21 protein-coding genes are annotated in these 21657 nt (G+C 35.4%); 1 reads left to right on the plus strand and 20 read right to left on the minus strand.

The annotated features are described in order from the left end of the window. From J2S15_RS14530 to J2S15_RS14560, 7 genes are read right to left on the minus strand one after another with little or no spacing between them, the layout of a single operon-like run. On the minus strand, positions 1–633 hold the full coding sequence (locus J2S15_RS14530; RefSeq protein ID WP_307409576.1) for a redox-sensing transcriptional repressor Rex: 633 nt from the start codon (positions 631–633) through the stop codon (positions 1–3). A 48-nt stretch (positions 634–681) separates the two neighbouring features. Then, positions 682–1695, minus strand: coding sequence for a tRNA (adenosine(37)-N6)-threonylcarbamoyltransferase complex transferase subunit TsaD (gene tsaD, locus J2S15_RS14535; RefSeq protein ID WP_307409578.1), 1014 nt, complete (start codon positions 1693–1695; stop codon positions 682–684). A gap of 1 nt (position 1696) precedes the next feature. Then, positions 1697–2137 (minus strand): ribosomal protein S18-alanine N-acetyltransferase, encoded by a 441-nt coding sequence (gene rimI / locus J2S15_RS14540; RefSeq protein ID WP_307409580.1) that lies wholly within the window; start codon positions 2135–2137, stop codon positions 1697–1699. Between the two features lies 1 nt (position 2138). Continuing rightward, the gene (gene tsaB / locus J2S15_RS14545) at positions 2139–2723 is read right to left on the minus strand and encodes a tRNA (adenosine(37)-N6)-threonylcarbamoyltransferase complex dimerization subunit type 1 TsaB (RefSeq protein ID WP_307409582.1); all 585 of its coding nucleotides are present in this window, start codon (positions 2721–2723) and stop codon (positions 2139–2141) included. Next, positions 2723–3163 carry a tRNA (adenosine(37)-N6)-threonylcarbamoyltransferase complex ATPase subunit type 1 TsaE gene (tsaE, locus tag J2S15_RS14550; RefSeq protein WP_307409584.1) on the minus strand — a complete coding sequence of 147 codons (441 nt, stop codon included), beginning with the start codon at positions 3161–3163 and terminating at the stop codon, positions 2723–2725. Before tsaE ends, tsaB begins: the two co-directional genes overlap by 1 nt. Positions 3164–3174: 11 nt before the next feature. Beyond that, the gene (locus tag J2S15_RS14555; RefSeq protein WP_307409586.1) at positions 3175–4389 is read right to left on the minus strand and encodes an aminoacyltransferase; all 1215 of its coding nucleotides are present in this window, start codon (positions 4387–4389) and stop codon (positions 3175–3177) included. A gap of 1 nt (position 4390) precedes the next feature. Then, positions 4391–4930, minus strand: coding sequence for a DUF402 domain-containing protein (locus J2S15_RS14560; RefSeq protein WP_307409588.1), 540 nt, complete (start codon positions 4928–4930; stop codon positions 4391–4393). 87 nt (positions 4931–5017) lie between these two features. On the opposite strand from J2S15_RS14560, the gene msrC reads away from it, so the two are divergent. Then, positions 5018–5467 carry a free L-methionine (R)-S-oxide reductase MsrC gene (gene msrC, locus J2S15_RS14565; RefSeq protein WP_307409590.1) on the plus strand — a complete coding sequence of 150 codons (450 nt, stop codon included), beginning with the start codon at positions 5018–5020 and terminating at the stop codon, positions 5465–5467. Positions 5468–5789: 322 nt separating this feature from the next. Here msrC and pyrE read toward each other — a convergent pair whose 3' ends face one another. The 13 genes from pyrE to J2S15_RS14630 form a co-directional block, all read right to left on the minus strand. Further along, positions 5790–6422 carry an orotate phosphoribosyltransferase gene (pyrE, locus tag J2S15_RS14570; protein WP_307409592.1) on the minus strand — a complete coding sequence of 211 codons (633 nt, stop codon included), beginning with the start codon at positions 6420–6422 and terminating at the stop codon, positions 5790–5792. Then, the gene (gene pyrF / locus J2S15_RS14575; RefSeq protein ID WP_307409594.1) at positions 6422–7117 is read right to left on the minus strand and encodes an orotidine-5'-phosphate decarboxylase; all 696 of its coding nucleotides are present in this window, start codon (positions 7115–7117) and stop codon (positions 6422–6424) included. The genes pyrE and pyrF overlap by 1 nt, the downstream gene beginning before the upstream one ends. Further along, positions 7110–8018 carry a dihydroorotate dehydrogenase gene (locus tag J2S15_RS14580; RefSeq protein WP_307409596.1) on the minus strand — a complete coding sequence of 303 codons (909 nt, stop codon included), beginning with the start codon at positions 8016–8018 and terminating at the stop codon, positions 7110–7112. The genes pyrF and J2S15_RS14580 overlap by 8 nt, the downstream gene beginning before the upstream one ends. Continuing rightward, positions 8012–8761 (minus strand): dihydroorotate dehydrogenase electron transfer subunit, encoded by a 750-nt coding sequence (locus J2S15_RS14585; protein WP_307409598.1) that lies wholly within the window; start codon positions 8759–8761, stop codon positions 8012–8014. Before J2S15_RS14585 ends, J2S15_RS14580 begins: the two co-directional genes overlap by 7 nt. Position 8762: 1 nt before the next feature. Further along, positions 8763–11957, minus strand: coding sequence for a carbamoyl-phosphate synthase large subunit (carB, locus tag J2S15_RS14590; protein ID WP_307409600.1), 3195 nt, complete (start codon positions 11955–11957; stop codon positions 8763–8765). Continuing rightward, positions 11957–13036, minus strand: a complete 1080-nt coding sequence (locus J2S15_RS14595) for a carbamoyl phosphate synthase small subunit (protein WP_307409602.1) — start codon at positions 13034–13036, stop codon at positions 11957–11959. The genes carB and J2S15_RS14595 overlap by 1 nt, the downstream gene beginning before the upstream one ends. Positions 13037–13045: 9 nt before the next feature. Continuing rightward, positions 13046–14311, minus strand: coding sequence for a dihydroorotase (locus J2S15_RS14600; RefSeq protein ID WP_307409603.1), 1266 nt, complete (start codon positions 14309–14311; stop codon positions 13046–13048). Between the two features lie 334 nt (positions 14312–14645). Beyond that, entirely contained in the window at positions 14646–16241 is a 1596-nt protein-coding gene (locus J2S15_RS14605) for an NAD(P)/FAD-dependent oxidoreductase (RefSeq protein WP_307409605.1), read from the minus strand. Then, complete coding sequence (locus tag J2S15_RS14610; protein ID WP_307409607.1) at positions 16241–17293, minus strand: acyltransferase family protein; 1053 nt, start codon at positions 17291–17293, stop codon at positions 16241–16243. Before J2S15_RS14610 ends, J2S15_RS14605 begins: the two co-directional genes overlap by 1 nt. Positions 17294–17309: 16 nt before the next feature. Beyond that, positions 17310–18461, minus strand: coding sequence for an alanine racemase (gene alr, locus J2S15_RS14615; protein WP_307409609.1), 1152 nt, complete (start codon positions 18459–18461; stop codon positions 17310–17312). Positions 18462–18464: 3 nt separating this feature from the next. Beyond that, positions 18465–19517, minus strand: coding sequence for a D-alanine--D-alanine ligase family protein (locus J2S15_RS14620; protein ID WP_307409611.1), 1053 nt, complete (start codon positions 19515–19517; stop codon positions 18465–18467). Positions 19518–19519: 2 nt separating this feature from the next. After that, positions 19520–20896, minus strand: coding sequence for a UDP-N-acetylmuramoyl-tripeptide--D-alanyl-D-alanine ligase (locus J2S15_RS14625; RefSeq protein ID WP_307409613.1), 1377 nt, complete (start codon positions 20894–20896; stop codon positions 19520–19522). Between the two features lie 132 nt (positions 20897–21028). Next, the gene (locus J2S15_RS14630; RefSeq protein ID WP_307409615.1) at positions 21029–21484 is read right to left on the minus strand and encodes a putative periplasmic lipoprotein; all 456 of its coding nucleotides are present in this window, start codon (positions 21482–21484) and stop codon (positions 21029–21031) included. Positions 21485–21657 lie beyond the last annotated feature (173 nt).

Genomic DNA, 21657 nt, shown 5'->3' on the forward strand with positions numbered 1-21657 from the left:
CTATTCTCCTTTGTTATCCAAATTGTTTGTTTCAAATACCAATTCCTGAACACTTGAAACAACATCTACTACTTTTAATGAGACATTATTTGGTACTTGTACATGCTTATGCGTAAAATCAACGATTCCACGTATTCCACATGCAATTAACTGATCCACTGTACCCTGTACATTATCACTGATTGTCAGAATCGCGATACGACATCCTTCTGGAATCTTTTCTTCCAGTTCATCCATTGAATATACAGGTATGTTAAAACGAACACCCTGACGATCCGGATTGATGTCAAAGGCACAAGCAATCTCACCAACTACATGATCCCATTTGTTATATTTCATCAGTGCTCTACCTAAGTTACCAGCACCTACTAAAATGATTTTTTCATCAAAGTCCACACCTAATTGTTGATTAAAAATATCAATTAGTGTATCAATGTCATAACCATATCCTTGCTTACCTAAATTACCAAGCAATGAGAAGTCACGACGAATCGTTGTCGATTCAATATTCACTAATTCACTTAACTCTTTTGACATCACTCTCGTATGTCCATATTTCTTTAATCTACGTAACGCTTTCAGGTATACTGGATAGCGTTGAAGCGTAGCCTTTGGTACTTTCTTTTTATTCATATTATCACCTGAGAGTATTGTATCACATCTCACTCACTTGTGAAATATTTAATTTTTTTCATTTACGCGTAAACTAGGCTTTGCAGATTGCTCAAATGTACCAAATGCCTGTTGCTTATAAGCAAAGTATCCAGCCACTGCAACCATTGCCGCATTATCAGTACAACACCATAGAGGTGGCAGTACAATTTCTTCTTTACGATTTGCAAATGCTGCTTCCATTCGTTTACGTAATTCACTGTTTGCAGCTACCCCACCAGCAAGTAACACCTGATTTACTGGATAGTCATCTACTGCCAACATTAATTTATCCATAACTTCACTTAATGCAGTATCTTGAAATGATGCAGCTAAGATTGCTGGTTCCACTTCTTCACCTTTGCGTTTCATTCGATCCACAAACTGTAGCACTCCACTCTTTAAACCACTGAAACTTAAATCATAAGTTCCTTCTGTCTTTGGTTTAGGAAGCGTATATTGTGGTTCAATACCTTTGGCCAGATTATCGATCTTTGGTCCACCAGGATAACCTAAATCAAGTACACGAGCAACTTTGTCGTATGCTTCACCAATTGCATCATCCTGTGTTTGTCCAAGGATATCATAAGAATCTGCGTCCTTCATATATACTATTTCACTGTGACCACCACTAACAACTAGTGAAATCAAAGGAAACTTTAAATCGGTAATCAGATTATTTGCAAAGATATGCGCCTTAATATGATGAATTGGAATTAATGGTTTCTTGTATGCCCAGGCAAGTGTCTTGGCTGCCTGTACACCAACATGTAAACTACCAATTAATCCAGGACCTCTTGTATATGCGATTGCATCTACATCATCCACACTCATATTTGCTTTCTCTACTGCTTCTTCAATTACTGCTGAAATCTTTTCCACATGTAGTCGACTTGCTACTTCAGGAAGTACACCACCAAACTTCTCATGTACTTCTATCTGTGTTGCAACTACATTTGATAAGATTTCTTTACCATTCTTAACAATGGCACAGGCACTTTCATCACAACTGGATTCAATTGCCAATATAATTACATCTTTCATATTACTCACCTACCAAAATCTTACCCATAATGATTCCATCTTCAACGGGATCTGAGTAATAGTTTTTACGTACATTGATTTCCCAAAAATCAAAGCCTTCATAGAATGCTCTTGCTCTTTGATTGGATTCACGTACTTCTAAGAAAATCGTTTCACATTCATCTTTGACTTTATCAAACATGAACTCCATTAACTGTTTTCCATAGCCTTTCCCCTGATAGTTTTTATCAACTGCAATTTTACACAACTGACAACTTTCAAAGGTAATCCAGAAATCAATATATCCTACAATAACATCTTCTTCTTTTAATACATACAGTTGTGCACAAAGATTATCTTCAATCTCATACAAATACTGTTTTTCTTCATAAGGTAATGTGAAGTTATCTTTTTCGATTCGAACAACTTCTTTCACATCATCCAGTTGCATTTCACTGATCATGTTACTTCACCAGATATGCACTTTCTTCTTTTAGATACGTAGGAACCAAACTATGAATATTTTCTACTTTTTCATAGAATGGTCTTAGTTCTTTAAAGTTTTTCACAAAATCAGGATTATGATCTTCTTGGTCTAATAACGATAAATCACCAATGAAGTGTTCATCTAATGTTTTCACTTCATCAATGGTTTTAATTCCTTCTTCTAATTTAACTCCATCTTTGTATTTACCATAGTAAACACGATTACTTCTAGCATCCAAGATTACCGAACAATCTTCTAATCCTGCATACAACTGCAGAGTTGAAATTGTATATAACGTTTTCTTCTTACTTGAAGCAAACACCTTGGCAATACTCATTGCAATACGAATTCCAGTATAACTTCCAGGACCTACGGTAATCACAACTTCATCTAAATCATTAGCTTCCCAAGATAACTCATCCATTAACTTGATTAACTCCACAAATACCATTTCACTTTGTTTCTTCCAAGCAAACGTATTGTAAGAAGCTTTTACTTCATCATCTTCCATTAATACAAGTACTAAGTAACGATGTGATGTATCCATACATAATGTTTTCATTATAATTCACCTTCTAACTGCTGATATTTTTCTCCGATTCCTTCGATTTCAAATATCCGTTTATCTCCATCCAGTTCAATATGAATCTGCAGATATTCTTTTGGCAGAATATCCTGGATATATGCATACCACTCCACAACTACAATTCCATCGTCTTCAAAGACTTCTTCAAATCCTAAGTCCTGTGTGATTCCTTCCAAACGATAGGCATCAATATGATACAACGTTGGTTCACCTTCATAGATTTTTAAAATCGTAAAGGTAGGACTAGTGATTACATCTTCAATTCCAATTGCTTTTCCCAGTGCTTTGGTAAAGGTTGTTTTCCCTGCACCCAAATCACCCGCCAGACAGATACATCCCTTACCATTTAGTAATAATGCAATCTTAGTGGCTAAATTGTTTGTATCCTGAAGTGTATGAATTTCTATTTTCTTCATAAGTAACCTCTTTAATGCTTTGCATTCTTTGCTTTTCTTAATTTATAAGCAGTTTGTGATGCTTTGTATAATAACTTATTTACTGGAATATCAAACTCTCCAATAAATTCATTGATCATTGGATTAAAGTTTGACTTAAACTTTGTAAGTCCATCCTGTAAGTCTCCTTCAACACCACCCATGTTACAGAAATCACATCCGTTCTCAAATGCAAATTTCATATTTTCCACATAGATATAATATTGAGGCATAAACTTCTTAAAGTTATCATTCATTCCTGCATACAACATTTCCATTGTATTTCCAAAACGAATCGACAGTACTCCAGCAATCACTTTATTACCATCACCATCATCCTGTAACTCTTCAAATTCTTTGATACTTTTTTCAATTGACGCTTTCTGATCATTCAAACGATTGATCTTCTTACGTGAATTCTCAGCAACTTCTGATAGTTCTTTCTCATTGATTGCTTTTTGTTCATAAAGAGATTTCAGTGATTCACTGATGTTCACCTCTCCAAGAAACAAAAAAGCATCCTCTCCATACGTATCCATCAGTAGCTCAAAGTACTCCTGATTACGTAAATTAACATTCTTACGTTGTTCCGTTAATGCAACCACATCACTGAACTCCTGTATTCGCTCTCTACCAGCGTTTACCACTTTTACGTCACGCTTTAATGCATCTTTGATTAAACGCTTTGTATGACGTGGTAAATCCTGTTCAAACGTATCACTCTTATATACATTTGCCTGATATCTAGGCTGAATTACTTCGGCAATTTCTTTTGAGTATCCCATATGTATGGCTCCAACATTACTTAAGTTTTCCATAATTGTACTTACATCATAATAATTATTATTTGGTTCACTAATTGGATAATCATTCACATGAATACCTGGATCCATTTTTATAAATAAACACTTTTGTGTTTTTGCATACTTCTTTAATTCCTGAATAAAGAATTTTACAACTCTTGCATCTTCATAATCCATGACTGGACCTCTCGGTACATACAACATCGTAAATCCTAATGGTAAAGGTTTAATCAGAACTAATGCAGAAGCAATTAGTTCTCCATCATCTTCGATTCCAACAATCACTGATCTCCAGTTATCTTTTACCTTTGCCCAAGAAGAAGACTGTAGCAAATTACACAAAGGATGCCCTTTCACAAAAGCATCATGTTTTTCACTATCGATTCCTACTTTAAATTGATACATCTTACTGCCTCCTGTCTTCTTTCAATATGAGATAACGATTATACAATCGTTGAATTTCATCATGATCAAAAGGAGATTCTCTTCTCTCAATTCTTTCCATTAATTCCTTCATCTGTTTATGAACTACATAATCCAGATCTTTACTATATCCCATTTCCTTCGAATGTTCTTCATATTCATCTTCATCTAATATTGAATATTCAAAGTCATTATTCACTTTGATATCTAAATCATAATCTATATTTTTCAATGCTTCACCATCATAAATACTTGGACTCGCAAGATTGCAGTAATAAAAAACACCTTTCTTACGAATCATACTAATCACGTTATACCACTTATCTGGATAAAAAAAGCAAATAGCTGGTTCCCTAGTTAACCACTTTCTTCCATCCGCTTCAATGACATACGAGCGATCAGTAATCGCAACAATCCGCTCATCGTTCGCTTCAATCACAAATGCTTTTGACCACGTTCGATGCAAAGATTTATCATGTTTAAAACTTTGTATATAAATATATTCTTTTTCCTTTGGTAACATACTTCACCTCAACTTACCTATTATAACAAATTTCAATCTACTCTTCACTATCCAGTCGAATATTTGTATAATAAATTAGGTGATATTATGAAAGATGAATTATTATTGAAACAATATGAAGCATTAATGCAAGGTGTAGACAAAGAAATCAGTATTCTTTCCAACACATCTGCTTTCATCATGGACATGATGGAAGATGTCAGTTGGGCAGGTTTTTATCTATATGATGAGAAACTGTATCTTGGACCATTTCAAGGCAAAGTAGCCTGTACCCTAATTCCAATGAATCAGGGAGTGTGTGGTACTTCCGCATATAAGCGAGAAACAATCATCGTTGAGAATGTACATGAGTTTGCAGGACATATTGCCTGCGATAGTGCAAGCAACAGTGAAATTGTTGTACCAATTGTCATTGACGATAAACTCTATGGTGTACTGGATCTGGATTCTACATCCTACAGTCGTTTTAATGAAGATGATAAAGAGTTCCTTGAAGGACTTGTATCAATTTTGATTAAGCACCTAAAAAGCAACTGACTATTCCCAGCCAGTTGCTTTTTGTTTGTTTGTATTACCAAGTGTTATGAACTGCACCCAGGGATAGCACATATCTATTCATCGTCCTTGTAATACAAAGTTAGTTGTGGAAGATACTTCTTTGAGTTGAAAACTACTGAGGGCAAACATATACACGCAAAAGTAAAGAAAGTAATTGCTGAGTATGCGCATATACGTTAAGTAGAAAGATTGAAAATAACTCAAATTGTCAAAGTCTGTAAAGTACCTTTCCACTTAATATGACGTATGAACGAACAAAAAAGTTCCAAAAAAATACAACTTTTTAAAAAAGTTGTATTTTTTATAGGTCCATCCAAGCAGAATCGTTAGGATTATTCTTGAATGCTTTTAGTTTTTGTAAATCTCTATCCTTGATGTAATCAAGCTCTAAAGCTGCTTCTAATAAGTAATCATAATCACTTAATGTACGTAACTCACATTTCATATCTTCAAATGCACTTGTCGCTTTTGGTAATAAATATGTAAAGATTGCAGCTACACCTAATACATGAGTATTTGCATCTCTTAAACTATCTACTACATCTCTTACACTTCCACCAGTTGAAATCAAATCTTCAATGATGACAACTTTTGCATTTGCATCTACCTTACCTTCGATTTTATTTCCTTTACCATGAGCTTTGTTTGAACCTCTTACATATCCCATAGGTAATCCCATCTTATCAGCAACCATAGCAGCCCAAGGAATCCCTGCTGTGGCTGTTCCCATGATCACTTCTACATCTGGGTATTCTTTCTTAATTAACTTCACAAACCCTTCTACAACGGCTGTACGTTTGTCTGGGTAAGATAAAATCAGACGGTTGTCACAATAAATTGGACTTTGGATTCCTGATGCCCAAGTGAATGGATCATTTGGACGAAGGAATACCGCTTCTGCTTCTAATAAATTCTTTGCGATTAATTTTTCCATTATTTCATCATCCCTTCGATATTGATATATGTTTGCTTAGGATTTTCACTGTTGGTGATTGATCTACCAACAACGATATAGTCACATCCTTGCTTCTTAGCATACTCAGGAGTAGCGACACGTTTTTGGTCATCTACTGAATCAGTGCTTAAACGAATTCCAGGAGTAACAGTTAAGAAGTCATCTCCACATAACTTGTGGATTGCTGCTGCTTCATGTACCGAGCATACCACCCCATCTAATCCTGCATCTTTTGCATTCTTAGCGTAATGTAGTACTGCATCTAATACATCTCCAGGAATCATTAATTCATCATTCATCATTTCTTTTGATGTACTTGTTAATTGAGTTACCCCAATACATAGTGGACGTTTTCCGTTCACTGCACCTTCTTCTAATCCTTCGATTGCTGCTTTCATCATAACCGAACCACCAGCACAGTGCAAGTTTACAATATCAACACCTAGTTTCGCTAAGTTCTTCATTCCACCTTTTACGGTGTTTGGAATGTCATGTAGTTTTAAATCTAAGAAGATATTGTGTCCCATTGCTTTTACAGTTTCCACAATTTCAAATCCACATGCATACGTCAGTTCCATTCCAATCTTCACAAAAATTGGTTCATCAAATGCTTCCAGAAATGTTACTACTTCTTCTTTACTTGAAAAATCTAATGCTACGATTGTTTTATTCATGATGACTCCTCCCGATCGCTTCTTGAATATTCTTTAATCCATAACGTTCTAAAACGCTTGGTAATTCTTCGATAATCTTTGGACACACAAATGGATCCACAAAATTATACATACCTACTTGTACTGCACTCGCTCCTGCATATAGGAACTCCAGTACATCTTGCGCACAGGTAATACCACCAACACCAATGATTGGGATATTCACTGCCTGATATACTTGGTAAACCATACGAATTGCTACTGGTTTGATTGCGGGACCACTTAGTCCTCCCGTTACATTCGCAATGACTGGTTTCGCCGTATTCAAATCTAAACGCATACCTAATAAAGTATTGATTAATACAATTCCATCTGCACCAACTTCTTCCACTGCTTTCGCAATTGATACAATGTCAGTTACATTTGGTGATAGCTTTACATACACTGGTTTAGTTGCTGCTGCTTTAGCCAGTCTGGTAATGTTTGCAGCTAACTCTGGTGATGTACCTAACCCAATTCCCCCATGTTTCACATTAGGACAACTGATGTTTAACTCATATGCCTTTACAGTATTATTATCATTCAAACGTTTGATTACTTCAATATAATCTTCTTCTGTTGCACCTGCCACATTCGCAATAATTTCTGTATCAAAGGTTTCTAACCATGGAAGTTCTTTTTCAATAATTGTATCTACTCCCGGATTTTGAAGCCCAATTGCATTCAGCATTCCTTCAGGAGTTTCCGCAATTCTTGGTGTTGGATTTCCATAACGTTTTTCTAATGTAGCACTCTTGATGGCAATACCACCAAGTAAACTTAAATCATATAAGTCGGCAAATTCTCTTCCAAACCCAAAGCATCCACTTGCTGGAATAATTGGATTCTTTAAATTTAATCCAGGTAGTTTTATATCTAACATACAATTTCCACCTTTCCTATTTCAAAGACAGGTCCTTCTTTACAGATACGATAATAGAGTTCTTTATCTTTACTGTCTTTACACACACATCCCATACAGGCACCCATTCCACAAGCCATTCTTGCTTCAAATGACAGATACCCTTTTGAATAATTATTATTAACTGCTTCCAACATACGCATTGGTCCACAGCTATACACAAAATCTGTTTTCAATCCATATTCTTTGATACAGTCAATAACGGTTCCCTTAATACCACTTGTCCCATCCATTGTAGCTACATACACACTGCAGCCCAAACGACGAAACTCAATATCATAAAATTTTGATTCCATATCGTTGAATCCAAGCACGACTGCCACTTGTTTGTTCATTTTGCGATATTGTTTGGCTACTTCATACAGTGGTGGAACCCCTACTCCACCACCGATTAGTAACACTTCATCTAGTTCTTCATGAATTGGGAATGAACTTCCTAGAGGTTCTAATACATCAAGTACTTTACCAGCACTCATTTCACTTAACCTTTTCGTTCCTTCTCCAATTGTTTTATAAATAATCATATACGTTGTTTCATCCACACTACATACACTAATTGGACGACGTAACATCAATCCATCAATTTTTATATTCACAAACTGTCCTGGTAAAATCACTGGCATTTCATCTGGCTGTAACACCATCTGATAAGTATCTTTTGCAATCTTATCGTTAGAAATGATTGTATCCTGACTAATTCTCATATTATTCTCCCATTGGAATCGAAGAGAAACTTTGTGCTTCTATTACTTTTAGAATTGCATCTGCTGTATCTAATGAAGTAAGACAAGAGATTCCATTTTCGGCAGAGATACGACGAATCATAAATCCATCATCTCTGGCTGCTTTCTCTTGTGACATTGTATTTACTACATAGTCAACTTTTCCTTTAATGATAAGATCTAATACATCAAATTCTGCTTTGTCTACTTTCGCAACTTCTTCAACATGAACTCCATTGTCCTGTAAGAACTTACAAGTTCCACTTGTCGCAAAGATACCATATCCGATTTCTTCGAATCGTTTTGCAAGTGACAATGCTTCTTCCTTGTTGTTATCGGCAATTGTCATCAGTACAGATCCATGTAATGGAATCTTCACTCCTGATGCCAACATTGCTTTGTACAATGCTTTTTCTAATGTTTCATCACCACCAAGGGCTTCCCCTGTACTCTTCATTTCAGGTCCTAATGTTGTATCCACACTACGTAACTTCGCAAATGAGAAGACTGGTGCTTTTACATAGACACGTTCAGTTTCACGTTTGATTCCTTCTAAGTATCCTTGTTTCAATAAACTTTCACCCATAACTGCTTTGGTTGCAATGTTTGCCATTGGCACATGGGTAATCTTTGATAAGAATGGTACGGTACGACTACTTCTAGGGTTTACCTCAAGTACATACACTGTATCGTTTTTATCTACAATGAACTGAATATTGAACAATCCAACAAAGTTGAATCCTTTACCAATTTTTGTTGTATATTCAATAATTTTATATTTCACATCATTACTTAATGTTTGGGTTGGATAAACACTGATTGAGTCACCTGAGTGAACTCCTGCACGTTCGATATGTTCCATGATACCTGGAATGTAGACATGCTCTCCATCACAGATTGCATCTGTTTCAACTTCCTTACCAACAATGTATTTATCAACTAAGATTGGTGAATCATGCGAAATTTCTTTCATTGCATTCTTCATATACTTTCTTAAGTCTTCATCATTGTGAACAATTTCCATTGCTCTACCACCGAGTACATACGATGGACGTACCAGTACTGGATAACCAATACGGTTTGCGATTTCAACTGAAGCATCTACTTCGAATGCTGTTTCTCCTTTTGGTTGAGGAATCTCTAACTTATTCAACATTGCTTCAAACTCATAACGGTCTTCAGCAAGGTTAATGTCTTCTACTGTTGTACCTAGAATCTTCACACCACGCTTTTGCAGTCCATCTGCAAGGTTAATTGCAGTTTGTCCACCAAACTGTACAATTACTCCAATAGGGTCCTCTAAGTCAACGATATGCATTACATCTTCCAATGTTAATGGTTCAAAGTATAACTTATCAGAAATTGAGAAATCCGTTGATACCGTCTCTGGGTTGTTGTTGATAACGATTGCTTCATATCCTGCTTCACGTAATGCAAGTACACAGTGTACCGTTGCATAATCAAACTCAACTCCCTGTCCGATACGGATTGGTCCTGAACCAAGTACAATTACTTTTTTACGATCACTTCTGATTGATTCATTTTCATCCAAGTATGTTGAATAGAAATAAGGTGTGTTTGATTCGAACTCACCTGCACAAGTATCTACCATTTTATATACTGGAATCAGATTATGTGCTTTTCTCATTTCATAAACATCTTCTTCTTTCTCATTCCATACCTTAGCGATATAAGAATCTGAGAAACCATATTTCTTAACTTTTTCTAATACTTCTAAATCATGAGATTCTTGTGCTTCCACTAATTCTTTTTCTAATTCATAAATATGAACTAGTTTATATAAGAAGAATGGATCAATGTTCGTAAAGTTGTGAATCGCTTCTACGGTTGTACCTCTACGAATCAATTCCATGATTGCATACATTCTTTCATCATCATGTTGACGAACTTTAAACCAAAGTTCATCTTCATTCATATCAACCATATCTTTCATAAATACATGGTCAACTTTCATTTCAATGGAACGAACTGCTTTTAAGAAACTTTCTTCAAAGTTACGTCCAATTGACATAACTTCTCCAGTAGCTTTCATTTGGGTTCCTAAACGTCTGTCTGCACTTGGGAACTTATCAAATGGAAATCTTGGTAACTTCGTAACAATATAATCAATTGAAGGTTCAAAACATGCATATGATGTTTTCGTTACTGGGTTTAAGATTTCATCTAGAGTAAATCCTACTGCCGTCTTAGCTGCAAGCTTTGCAATTGGATAACCAGTTGCCTTACTGGCTAATGCACTTGAACGTGATACACGTGGATTTACTTCAATTACATAGTAGTTGAATGAATCTGGATCTAGTGCCAACTGTACATTACATCCACCATTGATCTCTAATGCACGAATGATATCTAATGATGCATTACGAAGCATCTGATGTTCTCTGTCACTCAATGTTTGTACTGGTGCAACAACAATTGAATCTCCGGTATGGATTCCAACTGGATCCACGTTTTCCATATTACATACAACAATTGCATTATTGTTGTTGTCACGCATTACTTCATACTCAATTTCTTTGTATCCAGCAATACTCTTTTCAATTAGACATTGGTTTACTGGTGATAACTTCAGACCATTCTTAGCTATATCTGCAAGTTCTTCATCACTTTGAGCGAATCCCCCACCAGTTCCTCCAAGCGTAAACGCTGGACGTACAACTACTGGATATCCGATTTTTTGAGCGAATTCCAATGATTCTTCTACGGTGTGTACAATTGTACTATCAGGAATCGGTTGTCCCAATTCTTCCATTAATTCTTTAAATTTTTCTCTATCTTCGGCTTTTTCAATTGCATCTAGCTTTGTCCCTAAAATCTCAACATTTTCTTTTTCTAAGATTCCAGCATTCGCTAATTCCACTACTAAATTCAGACCAGTTTGTCCTCCTAGTGTTCCTAGGATAGCATCTGGTTTTTCTTTATGAATAATTTTAGATGCAAATTCTACTGTTAACGGTTCTATATATACCTTATCCGCAACCGTTGTATCCGTCATAATAGTTGCAGGGTTCGAGTTGATAAGTACAACTTCATATCCTTCTTCGCGAAGTGCCTGACATGCTTGTGTTCCTGCATAGTCAAACTCCGCAGCTTGTCCGATAATGATTGGGCCTGAACCAATCACTAGGATTCTTTTAATATCTGTACGCTTAGGCATTAGTTTGCCCCTCCTTCACTATCCATTAATTCCATAAACTGATCAAATAAGTAATTCGTATCTTCTGGCCCTGGTGAAGCCTCTGGATGATACTGCACACTGAAAGCAGGATAAGAAGTATGTTTTACTCCTTCCACACTTTTGTCATTCAGTGCTCTATGAGTTACTACTAAATCAGTTCCTTCTAAGCTTTCTTCTTCCACTGCAAATGAGTGGTTTTGTGAAGTAATATCTACCTGTCCAGTTTCTAAGTTAATAACTGGGTGATTACATCCACGGTGTCCAAACTTTAACTTTATTGTATCTGCTCCACAAGCCAGTGATAATAACTGATGTCCAAGACAGATTCCGAAAATAGGAACTTTTCCTAATAAGTCTTTAATTGTATCAATTGCTACTTCAACATCTTTTGGATTCCCTGGACCATTTGATAACATAACTCCATCTGGATTTAATGCCAATACATCCGAAGCACTTGTGTTATATGGAAGAACCACAATGTCACATCCATGTTGGCTAAGTTCACGAATAATTCCCTGTTTTGCACCAAAATCAATTAGTGCTACTTTTTTACCACGGTTAGGAATTAAGAATGGTTTCTGAGTTGAAACGCTCTCTACCTGTCCACTTGGATAAGGAGCATCTTGTAATTCTTTTACTACTTTATCCACATCTACATCCATGTCAGCCATGATTGCCTTCATCGTACCAATCTGACGAAGTTTCTTTGTTAGTGCTCTTGTATCAATTCCTGCTAATCCAGGAATGTTTTTTTGCTTTAAGAATTCATCTAATGTCATGTTTGAGCGAAAGTTGGAAGGATGTTCACAATGTTCTCCTACTACAAATCCATATACGGTTGGATTGATACTTTCAAAATCATCACGATTGATTCCATAGTTCCCAACCATTGGGTATGTCATCATTACGATTTGTCCACAATAAGATAAATCACTTAGTACTTCCTGGTATCCACCCATTCCAGTATTGAATACAATTTCACCTAAACGATATTCATTACCACCAAATGCGTCTCCCACAAAGACACTACCATCTTCTAAAATTAATTGTCTTTTCATCTTGGCCTCCTATAGTGCTGTATATACTACTTTTCCATTTACCAGCGTAAATGCAATATTACCTTTAACGTTATAACCATCAAACGGCGTATTCTTTCCTTTTGAAACAAACTTTTCTTTATGAATTACTTGTTCCTCTTCACTTAATGCAATGATATCTGCCTGATATCCTTCTTTCAGTTCTCCAACATTCGTTAATCCAAAACGCTTTGCTGGTTTTGTACTAATATAATCTTGGAACTGTTTCAATGTAAACATTCCTGTATCCACAAAGTTTGTATAAATTAGAGGAATACTTGTTTCCAGTGCTACAATTCCGAATGGAGCTTTCTCCATTGTTGTATTCTTTTCCTCTTCAGTATGAGGAGCATGATCATTCGCAATGAAATCAATTGTTCCATCCAGTAAGCCTTCAATTAAGGATTGTCGATCCTCTTCGCTACGTAATGGAGGATTCATCTTATGATTCGTATTCTCCACATTCATTTCATTTAATACTAAGTGATGGGTTGTAACTTCTCCACTCACATCAGCACCCAGTGCTTTATACTTGCGAAGCAACTCTACACTTTCCTTTGCACTCATATGACAAATGTGATATTTCGCTTTTGTCTCTAGTGCCAATTGTAGGTCACGTTCAATTTGCTTGTATTCACATTCACTTGGAATTCCAACCAAACCTAATCCTTTTGCACGTATTCCATCATGCATGCATGCAGTCGGTTTACGATAGTTCATATCTTCAGTATGAGCTACAATCATTGCATCCTCAGTCTTTGCCTTCTTCATTGCCTCTTTCATGATGCCATCTTGTTGAACCCCAACACCATCATCTGAGAACCAGTGAATACCAAGTTTAGAAATACCTTTCATATCAACTACTTCACTTCCATCTTCCTGCTTTGTAATACAAGCATATGGAAGAACATTCACAACTGCATCTTTTGCAATCAACTTCTGATAGTCTTTAATTGCTTCTACATTGTCTGGATAAGGAAGAATGTTAGGCATCGCCATAATGGTTGTATAACCTCCATGTGCTGCTGCTTCGCTTCCGGTTTTAATCGTTTCTTTCTTTGTAAACCCAGGCTCTCGTAAATGCACATGTACATCGACTCCACCAGGCAATACAAGTTTTTCTTCTGCGTCAATTACTTCTTCGTTTGCATCTTCAATGAAATCAGCAATTCTTGCTATCTTATCATCTTTGATTAAGATATCCTGAATTTTTGTCTCATTGTCTTTTACGATTATTCTTGCATTCTTTATGATCATCTGTGTTACCTTATCCTTTCTGTTATTTCTAAAACCTTATTCAAAAAAAGATTAGCAACTAATATAAATTAGATATCGCTAATCTTTGTGGAACATAAAAACGATTTACAACTGTGAAAACAATACTTGTATTCTTTATTTCAATATTATTTGCAACCATCTTTTTCATCGTCAAACCTCCACGAATTTATTCAAATAAAAAGGTCCATGCATATACGCAAAAGGACCTTTATAGTGTTTATAAGTGTCTGATTCACCTTCATAACCTCTCTGGATTATTTTAAAGGACCTTTTTATTAGTTATATGATACCATAACTCAAAAATTATTCAACACTATTTTGATTCAATTTCATCTGGTGAAGAGAATTTCTCTATAATTGCTTCTGCACCTTTTAAACCATCAATTGCACTGGATGTAATTCCACCTGAATACCCACTACCTTCTCCTACAGGATATACATTCCTGATGGAACAAGACTGTAACGTTTCCTTTTCTCGCAAGATACGTACTGGTGAAGAAGATCTTGTTTCTACTCCAGTTAATACAGCATTGGTATTCTTAAATGCTTCATTCTTTCTTGCGAATGCCAGAAGCCCTTCTCTAAGTCCCATACAGACCTTCTCAGGAAGTAATGAATGCAAGTCAATATAGTTCACACCTAAAGGATAAGATGGCTTAATCTCTTCTCCTTGAACTGGTACTTGAAGAAAGTTACCAACTCGTTGTGCTGGTGCTTTATAATTACTGCCACCAAGTTCAAATGCCTTGCGTTCCAGTTTCTCCTGAAACTCCATTCCTGCAAATACACCTTCTCCATAATCTTCTTCATTTACCTGAACTAAGATTGCAGAATTGGCATTTACGTTATCTCTGGCATAATCACTCATCCCATTTACGACTACATGACCTCTTCTTGATGTAGCCGCTACAACTTCACCACCTGGACACATACAAAAGGTATAAATACCTAAACCATTGTGTTGGTGGGTTAAACGATAACTGGCTGCATGCAGACTCTCATGATTATAGTATTCATGATAGAGTGCTTTATCAATACTTTCTTGGGTATGTTCAATTCGTACCCCAATTGCATATGGTTTTGATTCCATTGCAAGTCCTTGTTTATGAAACTTCACAAAACTATCTCTGGCACTGTTTCCAAGTGCCAGTACCACAACATCCGCATCAATTATCTGATGGTTTACTTCAATACCTGTGATACGATCATTTACACTGATTAGTGCATCTACCTTTGAACTGAAGTGAAAAGTACCACCTAGTGCGATAATTGTCTTACGCATATTCGCAACCACTTCAATTAATCGATCGCTTCCAATATGAGGATAAGCATCGGTTAGTATTTCATGTGGTGCACCATGATTGATGAGTTCTTCATATATTTTCTGTACTCGTAAATCTTTGGTACGTGCAGTCAGCTTACCATCTGAGAATGTTCCTGCTCCACCTTCTCCAAACTGAATATTGCTAGATTCATCTAGTTCACCAGTTTCCACAAACTTCTGTACATCTTTGATGCGTTGTTCCACTTGTTTTCCCTGCTCAAAGATTCTTGGCTTATATCCGTTACGAGCAAGTGCAAGAGCCGCAAACATTCCTGCAGGTCCAAATCCTACCACAACTGGTCGATGTTTCATCTCAATGATTCCCTGTTCAGGATAGTTGTATTCCTGCTTAGGACTCTTACGAATATTCTTCCATTTCTTTTTTAGAATTGCTTCTTCATCTTTTACTTCTACATCTACACTATAAACAAACAAAATACATTGATGGCGAGCATCAATGTTCTTTTTATATATTTCATAATGAAGAAGATCAGATTCTGAAATGGATAAGATTTTTAAAATCTTATCCTTCAGTAATGATTCATCATCCTGTAATGTTAGTTTGATCTGATCAAGACGTAACATTAAAATAAAATCCTCAAAAATTTAAGTTGCTTCTGTTTTGATGCTTTATAAATAAGATATGCAGCATCTACAGCTAATATTAATAAAAATATAAAATAAATAATACTTCCAAAAGGCCAGCTGAAATAATCAAATGGTAATACATTTAGAATCACAATAAATACAGGGAATAAGAAATATACCAAAGAGCTACATGCTCTGAAGGTAAGGAATCGTTCACTGAAATTAATATCAAACTCTAAAATGTATAGGAAGAAATAAAAGATAAATGGTACTAACGTAATATACATAATAGCATCTACATTTTCTATTCCTAATCCTCTTAAGAAGAATCCTTCAATGAATACTAATAAGAAACAAATCATTGTTCTTTTAAATAAATCTGATTTTGATAAGTTAAACTTACTTGTTGCAATGTAATATCCAGTTGCAGTATATAAGAATCCAAAGAACAATCCATTCTTTGCAGTCACAAATACATCCAGATATACTTTTATAATATCGCCAATAAATGGAACTTTTAAAAGTACAGAACCGTAAATGTTAATAACCATTCCAATCAGATATAAAACAATTCCTATTTCTAACACTTGTAATGTTTTGAACTTCATTAGTAATACATATACTAAAATCGTTGAGAAAATCATTGCTGGTAATACCCACAAATGATAGTAACTTCCAGCAAAGAAGAAATTACGAATAAAGTCTACCATTGTATACTCTACAATCATTTGTGTTTGTACCTGAATAAAAAGTACAATTGCATAAAGCAATGTCCAGATAATATATAATACACACAAACGAATAATATAGTTACGCAGTAACTTTAAGTTTTCTTTACTTTTTAATCCTGCAACATACTCCAGTTTTCTAAAAAAGAAAAATGAACTGGCTACAAAGAAAAACGGATAAGCTATTCTCCCTAAAATATTAACGACAAAGTAATTCAATGTTTCATTTACTGAAAGAAGTGGTCCACAATACATTCCAACTACTAAGATAGCACAAATAAGTTTTATGATATCTACTAAATAATAATCTTTACGCTCCATAAACGCTCCTCTGTTTCTATTTATAAAATCTTGGTACTCTTTTTGAAATCAAACAAAATGATTCATTGTTGATCGTATTCGCTGCTCTAGATAATTCATCAATTTTAATGGTCTCTGTTCCCTCTGTCCCAATTATCGTAACAACATCTCCAGTATGAACATCATCTACTTCACTTGCATCAATCATAAACTGATCCATGCAGATATTTCCTATAATCTCACAGCGTTTACCATGCAGTAAAACTTCCAAATGATGATGTGATGCCTGACGATTCATTCCATCCGCATAACCACAAGATACAGTGACTACTTTGGTTTCTTTTTCTGTAAGATAATTCCTACCATATCCAATATAAGTACCCTTAGGTACGGTTTTCACACAAGCTACATTCGTTTTCCAAACAAGCGCAGGAAACAATGTCACTTCATGTTTCAACTTCTGTGAATCATTACTTGCATTCCCTACAAGTAAGATACCAATTCTAGAGTAATCATAATCCAGTTCCGGATAATTGATTGCTCCATAACTATTTTGCAGATGGGTTAGACCATAGTCAATTCCTTCTGCCTTTAATTCTTCAAGGACTTTTTGATACAACTCTATCTGATGCATTGTATATGCTTCATCAGTTCCTCGATCATAGGTATCAGCCACACTAAAATGAGAAAATATACCAGCACAAGATAATCCATCTAAATCGTAAATTGATTTCACAACATCAATCTGATAGTTATTATCCTGACATGGAATTCCTATTCTCCCCATTCCCGTATCCACTTTAATATGTACTTCTATTTTTATATTTTGTGATAATGCATAATCACTTAAACTCTTTCCAAATTCATAACTCATGACGCACTGTGTAATATTATGTTCATGCAAATAATGAAAATGCTCTGCAGGCGTATAGCCTAAGATCAATATCTTACCTTTGATATCTGCATTACGTAAATTCAGTGCTTCATCAATACTGGAAACCGCAAAGAAGTCGACGCCTTCTTCCTCCAGTATCTTTGCAACAATACTATCACCATGTCCATAACAATCCGCTTTGACCACTGCCATTACTTTTTGCTTTTTATGAATATGCTGATCCATTACTTTAAAGTTTTCTCTTATTTTGTCTAAGTCAATTTCGACCCAACTTCGACTTTTACTTTCTAACATATCTTACTCCATTGCCAAGGCAATCAAGCGATCTAATAATTCTGGAAATTCTACTCCTACAGCTTTCATCATGGAAGGATAACGACTTGCAGATGTAAACCCAGGAATTGTATTAATTTCATTAAAATAAATTTCGCTGTCCTTAGTCACAAACATATCAACTCTAGCTAACCCACTACCACCTAAGATTCTGAAAATCTTTTTTGTCAATTCTTTTACTTCATCACTAATTACTGTATCAACACGTGCTGGACACAGAATTTGTGTATTTTCCAACTCATATTTCGCATCATAATCAAAGAAGTTATTATGTGTATCGATTTCATCGATTTCACCAACGACTAATTCATTGTTTCCTAATACGGCACATCCAACCTCAAAGCCATCAATACCAGTTTCAATAATTACCTTTTTATCATATTCAAAAGCAAACTGTACTGCATCCTGTAAATCTTTATAATCATCTACTTTCGTAATCCCAAAACTTGATCCTGCATTGGCAGGTTTCACAAACAATGGTAACGTCAGTTTTTCATCTACTTCATCAATCAATGCATCGTAATCAATTTCTTCACAACTCAACAAAGAAATATAAGGTGCCATTGGAATACCAGCAGCTTCACAAATAATATGTGTATAGTCTTTATCCATAGAAATCGCTGAACTGACGTGGTTACATCCTACATAAGGAATTGTAGATAACTCTAATAATCCCTGTAGAGTTCCATCTTCCCCATTCTTACCATGTAAGATTGGTAAGACACAATCAATTTCCATTCGTTGTACTTCTGCATCATCTAGGATATACACACCTTCTTTTGCCGAAGGTGAGAACACTGCATGTCTAGTTGAAGGATGTTCCTTCCAGTGGTCATGTTCCAGTATATCAATATCTCCATTATAATAATACCAAACACCATCACGGTCGATTGGTAGTAAAATCAATTCATATTTATCTTTATCCAGACTTCTCAGCACACTAGCAACTGAATGTAGTGATACTGGATATTCGCTGGAATTCCCTCCGAAAATAACTGCTAAACGTATCTTTTCCATAATTATTCTCCTATCAATTCATCAACAATCTTATCCAAATGCATCCCACGAGATCCTTTAAATAAAACTGCACATTTTTTATCTTTAAACGATTGTAAATAATTCGCAATCTCTTCATGTGTTTCCATCAGATGAAACTTCTTATCTGGTTTCACAGATTTTGCACCTTCAAGAATATGTTTCGATAACTTTCCATATCCAATCAGTTCATCAAATGCAATATCATTCATATACGCACCTAAGTCAAAATGAAACTGGTTCTCTGCTTCACCTAAGTCCAGCATATCACCAAGTACAACAATCTTGTATGGTTCATCAATTAAATTAAATGTATCAAGCGCTACTCTGGCACTTTGTGGATTTGATTTATATGCATCATTCAGAATTATCATCTGACCCACTTCCACAAGCTCATTGCGCATCGCACTGCTTACAAAGGATGAAAGACCACTTGCTATCTGTTCATCACTCAAACCAATCTTATAAGCTGTGTAAACGACTGGTAAGGCATTTAATGCCATATGCTTTCCGATTGTTGGAATTGTGAATACTGCAGATGAGAGGTTTGTTGAAAATGTAATCTCATCACTCTTCTGCTCAAAACTTGTTAGATAAATAGAATTGCTCGATCGTTCTCCAAATGTCTGAACATCAAGTTCTCTTGCATCTTTTTCCTTAATAATTTTACTAAGTATTGGATCATCACCATTATAGATAAATAAACTGTTACCAGTTAATCCATCCATAAGTTCCAGTTTTGCTCTTCCAATATTATCAAGACTACCTAAGTTCTCTAAATGGGCAACACCAACATTGGTAATCATACCCATATCTGGGTATGCAATGTCATTTAAAAAATGGATATCTTCCAGATTCTCCATCCCCATCTCCAGAACAATAAAATCCGTGTCTTCTGAAGCACGCAGTAGTGTCAAAGGAACACCTAGTTCATTATTTTGGTTCCCATGTGTTTTCACTACCTTATACTCGCTCTCAAGAACTGAAGATAATAAATCCTTACAAGAAGTTTTCCCATTGCTGCCAGTGATACCAATCACCTTCACATCCAAACTCTTACGATAATTCCGCGCAAGTTCCTGCAATGCAACTGTACTGTCCTTTACTAAGATTACCGGAATATCTACATTAGTATATGCATCATTCTCAATAATTGCCAAGGCAGCCCCCTGCTTATATACTTCTTCTAAATATTCATGACCATCTACACGATTTCCCTTGATTGCAATAAATATATTAGACTGATTAATATTACGTGAATCTAATGTTACACCAGATACTATATCAGCTTTGTTTCCTTTATTAATAAATAATTCACCATCGACCATGGTGATAATTTCTTGAATGGTACTTGATATCATCTAATACGCCTCCAATATCTTTATAATTATAGCATAGTCCCTGATTGATTGAAATAATTAATAGTAAAATCAAAAATAAGCAAAATAAAAACAGACTGAATCAATCAATCTGTCTCTAACGATAACTATTTATTATTTAAAATCACCACAAGAATATCCACTATCTGATAATTGTTTTGCGAATGCATCAGCATCTAAATCAGCGATATCCATCTCTTCTAATTCTTCATCATTCATTTTAGATGGATCAATATTTACACTAATTGAATATGTAAATTCTTTATCATCCACTTTAATATCTGAAGTAATTCCAGCATATCCATCCAATTCACCAATCAGACCCTCAAGTAGTAAATCTTCAAGTTCTTCAGCACTATACTCATCAAAATATGATTCAACTAGTTCACCATTTACTTCCATTACAATTTTAGACAATTTACCATCTGTCTTTGTAACTTTCACATCTGCTACATTATTCTCGTTACTATCATCAGTAAGGGTACAAGTAGCTGTCTTATCACTGCTGTTAGAACTACCACATGCAGCTAGTGTTAACGTAAGTAAACACATCAATATTATTTTCTTCATAAAATCTCCTTTTAAATTAATACCGTATAAAATATTGTATCACAAATAGAAAAAAACACAAAAAAAGAGAGACATGAGTCTCTCTAATGTTTAACTGGCAATTTGCTATCTTCACTAGAGCGTGCCTAGCTATTGTCGCCGTAAAAGTGCTTAACTTCTGTGTTCGAAATGGG

Origin of the sequence: Breznakia pachnodae (assembly GCF_030814225.1) — a bacterium.
Classification (GTDB): domain Bacteria; phylum Bacillota_I; class Bacilli_A; order Erysipelotrichales; family Erysipelotrichaceae; genus Breznakia; species Breznakia pachnodae.